This is a genomic window from Halanaerobium kushneri (genome assembly GCF_900156285.1).
Taxonomy (GTDB): Bacteria; Bacillota; Halanaerobiia; order Halanaerobiales; family Halanaerobiaceae; genus Halanaerobium; species Halanaerobium kushneri.
In genome coordinates this window covers 42,809-49,088 of sequence record NZ_FTNC01000020.1, presented here as the reverse complement: position 1 = coordinate 49,088, position 6,280 = coordinate 42,809, and the positions used below count along the sequence as shown (strand labels likewise).

General features: G+C 30.9%; 3 protein-coding genes and 1 pseudogene. All 4 read right to left on the bottom strand.

Features of this window, described 5'->3' with window-relative positions; translation table 11 throughout:
• On the bottom strand, positions 1-271 hold a 271-nt coding region (locus BW929_RS11745; protein WP_200805244.1), incomplete at its 3' end, for a transposase zinc-binding domain-containing protein.
• A 105-nt stretch (positions 272-376) separates the two neighbouring features.
• Positions 377-2,767: pseudogene (locus BW929_RS15680) on the bottom strand (TIM-barrel domain-containing protein).
• Positions 2,764-3,543 carry a hypothetical protein gene (locus BW929_RS11735; RefSeq protein ID WP_076545683.1) on the bottom strand — a complete coding sequence of 260 codons (780 nt, stop codon included), beginning with the start codon at positions 3,541-3,543 and terminating at the stop codon, positions 2,764-2,766. Before BW929_RS11735 ends, BW929_RS15680 begins: the two are co-directional and overlap by 4 nt.
• A gap of 5 nt (positions 3,544-3,548) precedes the next feature.
• Positions 3,549-6,221, bottom strand: coding sequence for a glycoside hydrolase family 31 protein (locus BW929_RS11730; RefSeq protein WP_076545682.1), 2,673 nt, complete (start codon positions 6,219-6,221; stop codon positions 3,549-3,551).
• Positions 6,222-6,280 lie beyond the last annotated feature (59 nt).

The following is a 6,280-nucleotide window of genomic DNA, read 5'->3' as shown; positions in this document are numbered from 1 at the left end:
ATTTATCTACATAGACTTTACCACATCTGGAGCAGAATCTACTTTTGCAGCTGAAGCTGACGATATGCTCTTGACCACAGTCCAAGCATTTATATTTAGCATAACCATTTTCTGGATTACCACATTTCATTGACTTTTCTACCTGATCAATTACATGGTTTAACATATCAGCAGGCACTCTACCTGGAAGATGTTTAATCTTAAACTCTTCCCAGTGATCATTCAATATTGTTTTAACTTTAATACGTTTTCCTCTTTGTTTTGGGCTCATAATATTTTTATCCTTCTATAAAGTTATCCACATTCCTGCAAAAGCATAATTTCCTATATAATAAAAAAATGCCCGCCAAAAAGACGGACATAAGTTATTCATTATTTAAGTTTTTAATAACTCAATTTTGCAAAAGTCTCCTTCAATATTAAAAGTAACACTTTGACTTCCTTTTTCAAAATTAATTTTTTGTTCATCAACTTTTATCTCAGTAATTTCAGTATTAAAAAACTCAACTTCAAAGCTGTTGTAAAATTCATTATATCCTTTATTTTCAAATTCCAGAGTTACTTTATAATTTTGATCATATACATTTTGAGTAAATTTATATAAATTATACTTACCTTTCTGATATTCAAAGCTTTCTCCATCATCCTGATAATGAAGATAACTACCATCACCAGGATATATTTTAAGTTTAAGTTCATCCATTTCCTTTTCTCCAATATAATTTTGAGCTTCATAGTTTGGAATAATACTGCCCTTTTTAATGTACATCGGCAGAGTATCAAGATTAGATTCTTTTAGAATATAATTATTACCCTGATGTTCTTTTCCAGTCCAGTAATCAATCCATTTACCTTCTGGCAGATAAACTTTTCTATACTTCTGCCCCTGCTGAACTACTGGAGCGACCATGATATTTTCACCAGCTAAAAACTGATCATTTAAATTATAGGTGTTATTGTCACTCTGATTATGGAGAAATAAAGGTCTCATAACAGGTAATCCCGTTTTTTCTCCCTGCCAGAGCAAATCATAAATATATGGAATAAATTTATATCTTAACTTAATATATTTTTTAGAAATTTCTTCAACCTCCTGATCAAAAGCCCATGGCTCCTGATCTCTACTACCAGTACTGCTGTGGTTCCGAAACAGTGGAGTAAAAATACTTGCCTGATACCAGCGAGTCAGTAATTCGGCAGAAGAATCAAAACCGAAACCACCAATATCTGTTCCAGAAAAGCTGAGTCCGCTGAGTCCCATATTCATCAGCATCGGAAGGGCCATCCGCAGATGTTCCCAGAGGCTCTGGTTATCACCTGTCCAGAATGTAGAATATTTTTGAGTTCCTGCATAACTTGCTCTTGTAATTACAAAAGGTCTTTTATCAGTTAAATTATTTAAACCCTCATAAGTTGATTTAGACATTAAATGGCCATAAATATTGTGGGCCTCTTTGTGCTCTATTTTCTTTCCATCATTATCAAAGAGTACATTTTCCGGTAGAGGACCATTAAAACTTGCAGGTTCATTCATATCATTCCAGATACCGTCAATACCAATTTCTAATAATCTTTTGTGATTATCCGCCCACCAATTCCTGCAGTCTGAATTAGTAAAATCAGGGAAAACACATTCACCCGGCCAGACTTCATTTACATATGGAATCCCATCTGGATCTGTTAGATAAAATTCGTTTTCAAGACACTGGTCAAATACCTGATATCCTTTTTCTTTTTTGATACCGGGATCTATTATTGTTACAACCTTAAAACCTTTTTCATGCAGATTTTCAATCATTTCCTGCATGTTATTAAATTTATCTTCATCCCAGGTAAAAACCTTATAATCATCCATATAATCAATATCTAAATGAATTACATCACAGGGTATGTCTTTTTTTCTAAAGTTATCAGCAATTTCTTCAACTCACTCTCGACTGTCATAACTCCAACGACTCTGTTGATTACCAAGTGTCCATTTTTGCGGCAGAGGAGTTCTTCCTGTTAGTTTGGTATAGGACTCTATTACTTTTTTAGCTGAAGGGCCATTAATAAAATAGTAGTTTAAACTACCTCCCTCAGCTGCATAATAAAAGTAGTCATTATTTTCTTTGCCAAAATCAAAATAGGATCTAAAGCTATTATCAAAAAACAAACCATAAGCATAATCATCTTTTAAACCAAGCACAAATGGAATCGATTTGTATAAGACCTCAAAACTTTCTACATGAGGAGAAGGGTCATCAGTATTCCAGAGTTGGTATCTGTAGCCTCTATTGTTTAAATGACCGGTTCTATCTCCCAGAGCATAAAATTTTTCTGCAGCAGTAATTTCTTTTAAAACTTCAACAGGCTTGTCCTTTAATTCTTCCTGCAGTTTATGACCTTCTTCTTCAGCAAGGTTACTGTTATTTCTTCTAATAAAGGGGTCCCTTTCTCCTGAATAGTCTCTAGAAATAGGGTTATGATTTAGATCATAAAAATCTACTTTAAAATTATCTTCTATCTCTATAATGAGTTCTGCTGTAGTTATCAGCAATCTACCCCTTTTATTATTAATTTCAAAGTCAGTATCTGCAGTAGTTAATTCATAATCTTCAACAGCATAAGAATTATAATCCTTATAATCTGAATCAAAAAGATGAATTATTCCTGCTTCAATTATTTCAACAATATAGATTTTAGATTCATATATTAGTTCAATCTGATTATTTTTAAGCCGATAGTCTTTTAATTTCCCCGCCAAATTTATCACTCCTAAATTCATTTTTTAATGTAATTATTCAATATTTTAATAGTTTTTTGCTCTGACAAATCAAGAACTTCTCTCAGCTGAGCCTGCAGAAATTCTAGTATATTTTCAGCAGCAGAAATTATTTCAGCATCAATAATTTGATTAATCATTAAAGCTAAGTCAGGATAATTATATTCAAATCTTCGGAAAGGATCAAGGTTATCTAAATTATCTATTTCATTATTATCGATATTCTTTTCGATTAATAATAATAATTGCTTTAATCCTTTTTCTTTAATAAAGTAGTGAGCACTTATCTTTTCTCCCCTTTTATATCTACCAATCCCAATGAAGAGATCTGTCAATAGATTTCCAAGCAAAACTTTATTCTCTGTTAGTAATTTAGAAGTCCTGGAAGTCTCATTTTTTATTTCTTCAATATAATCGCTAATTCCATTTTTATCAATTAAAAGCCGATAACTATTAATTTTAAGTTTTTTGAGGTCTTCTAATGTAAAAACAGCATATTCAATTAAATGCATATTTTTTAATATTATCTTTCTACTGTTTGCCGCTTCTTTATAAGTGAAAACAGCTTCATACTCTTCTGGAAGCCAGAAAAGTTTGTCTATATATTTATCCTGATTTCCTGCCTTTACTATTATGGAAAAATCATGATCAGACCAGAGATCTGGATCATGATCTTTCTCAGCCATAGAACCTAGTGCCAGTAATCCTATAACATCAGCTTCAGATTTTAGATTCTGAGATAATTCTTTTGTAAATCTATGATAATCTCTTAATTTCATATTAATCACTCATTAGTAATTTGATAAACAAAAAAATCACTATCATTTTTCATTGCAGATACTAAATTATTATCAAAGCTATCTTCTTTGGTAAGTATATATACTTCCTTTAAATCAGCATCATTAAAGTTCACTTTTATTTTATTAGCTGTTTGAGTTAATACTAGCTTATTATTCAAGTCATCTTCAAATGTATATTCTTCTATATTTCCATTTACCCAGAATGCAAGTTTATTATATTCATCTAATTCATTACCTATATATTTACCCAGCTCAAAGTCCTCATTCAAGTTGAGTGGAACAACGGAATTATTTTTTATAAATACCGGAATTTTTTCTAAATCAGCTAAATATTTAAGATATTTATTACCCTGATACTCTTGGCCATTCCAGAAATCAATCCATTTACCTGCTGGTAAATAGATTTCACGCTGTCGGGAATCTTTCTCTATAATCGGAGCAACCAGAAGTGATCTGCCAAATAAGTACTGATCTTCAATATTAATTAAATTTTGATCTTGAGGGTAATCATAAACAAGGGGTCTCATCATTGGCTCATAATTATTTGCTGAATTAGATGCTTCCTGATAAATATATGGTATTAAATTCATTCTCAAATTTGCATAATCTCTATAAATATTTAGGACTTCTTCACTTTCTGTTCTCTCTGCTATATTCCAGGGACTGCGATCCCAGTTATCTGTTTCAAGATAATTTTCAGAATGGAACTGCATTACCGGACAGAAGACTGCCATTTGAGTTGAACGGATAAATAATTCAGCTGTTGGAATTTCGCCAGAAAAGCCTCCAATATCCCAGCCCCAGAAAGGGTTACCAGAGATATTCATTGAGAGCCCGGCAACAATCATATTCTTCAGTGTTTTAAAATCTGAAATTTGATCTCCACCCCAGTAAATGGGATACTTTTGTGCTCCGCTAAAACCAGCTCGACTAAAGGTTATTCTTTCCTCGCCTATAAAGTCATTATAGGCTTTAATATAGCTGATCGGATATTCATTTCTCATTTCCATTCCAGTTTTACCATCAGCAAATTCAATATTCTCATCAAAAACAAATTCTCCGCCATCGGTTTTAAATCCATCTACATTAAGCTCTTCAGTTAAATATTTTCTTTTTTCAAACCACCATTTAACTGCCTCCTGATTATTAAAATCTAAAAGCAGACTCCCTTTAAACCAGCCATCCGGTATTCTATAGGGACTACCATCTTCATTTAAAACACAGTAATTATTTTCTATAACAAATTTTTCATCATTTAAATGCTGTCTGTTATTATTTTCTGGTTTTCTGATAATTGGAATCTGCCATAAAATAAATTTAAGATTATTGTTATGAATATTCTCTACCATAGATTTTGGATCAGGCCATTTACCATCCTTACTAAATTTGAAATCATCATAAGTAAAACTCTCTTTTCCCTCTTTTAAATCATATTCAGCTTCATTGAAAATATAGAATGTTGATTCATCACTCCAGGCTTCTGCCACAATTACAGTTGCGGGAATCTCAAAATCATTCATTAGCTGTATCTGTTTGGAAATAATATCCTGACTGTTCCAGCTATTACCTGACATCCAGGGCCCAAAAACCCATTTAGGTGGTAATTTTGCTTGTCCCACTTTTTTTAAATATTTCTTTAAAATTGATCTGGGTTTGCCGGTGAATATATCAAAATTCAAATTTGTTTTATTATTGTTTAGTTTAGTTTTGATTTGCAAAATTTTGTTTTCCTGATTTAAAGAGAATTTGATATAATTTGGAGTGTTAATATTTAGCCCAAAACCACTTAAAGTAAAGAAAAACGGTACTGGAATATATGTTTTATCCTTTTGATATAAATATTCGTTATAAACACAGATATCCGGTTCTAATCCTTTTTGGTTTAGACTATTGTATCTTTCTCCAAAACCAAAAAAATCTTCTGCCTTATTTTCAAAATTAATATTGAGCTCAAATTTCCCATTAAAGTAATTAGTTAATTCAAAGGCTGGCAAAATATTTTCAGCTGTCTTTAATAAGATATCTTCTTTTTGCCTAATAATTATATTCATTGGTTCTTTACTGACCTGAATTTCTATTCCAGTCTCGTCATCTTTTAAAAAATACTGCCCATTTCTTTTATCAAGTTCAACTCTTTCTTCACCTTCTATTACTATTTCCTCTAAAGATAAAGAAATTCGTAAATTCCCCTGATCAAAATAAAAATAAATTCTGGGGACCATATTTGATGTTTCTGAAAAGATGACTTCTAAAAAATTATTTTTTTGATTATAATTAACTTTTTCAATTGAATCTAATTTATATTTTTTGGCAGTAATAAATTCAAATTTATTAGATTTAATATTAGACTTTTGATTCTTAACACTAATATAATATTCAATTTTATCTTCAGCCGAAAATCTACCCAGCTCAAATTTGTAATATTTTTTATCATTTACGTGATCAATTACTATTTCAGATTTTATATTTTTCTGTTCTTTCCCATTTAACTTCCAGTTTAAAAAAACATCTTTTTCAGTCAGATTATCTGGTTCAATTATTGCTTTAATAATTACAAAATCATCTTCAACAGGTTTTCTTGGTATTCTTTCAAAATCAAAATTCCTATAAGGATCATTAAATCCTTCCGGTATATGTTTAATATTATATTTCTGCATAATTAATCTCTCCTAAATTTCTTGAATTATTAAGAGGTAGTATAAAAGTTTATAAATCT

Bases quoted from the DNA above. Each gene is read 5' to 3' on its own strand.
- BW929_RS11730 (WP_076545682.1), bottom strand. From the start codon at position 6,221: ATGCAGAAATATAATATTAAACATATACCGGAAGGATTTAATGATCCT.
- BW929_RS11735 (WP_076545683.1), bottom strand. From the start codon at position 3,543: ATGAAATTAAGAGATTATCATAGATTTACAAAAGAATTATCTCAGAAT.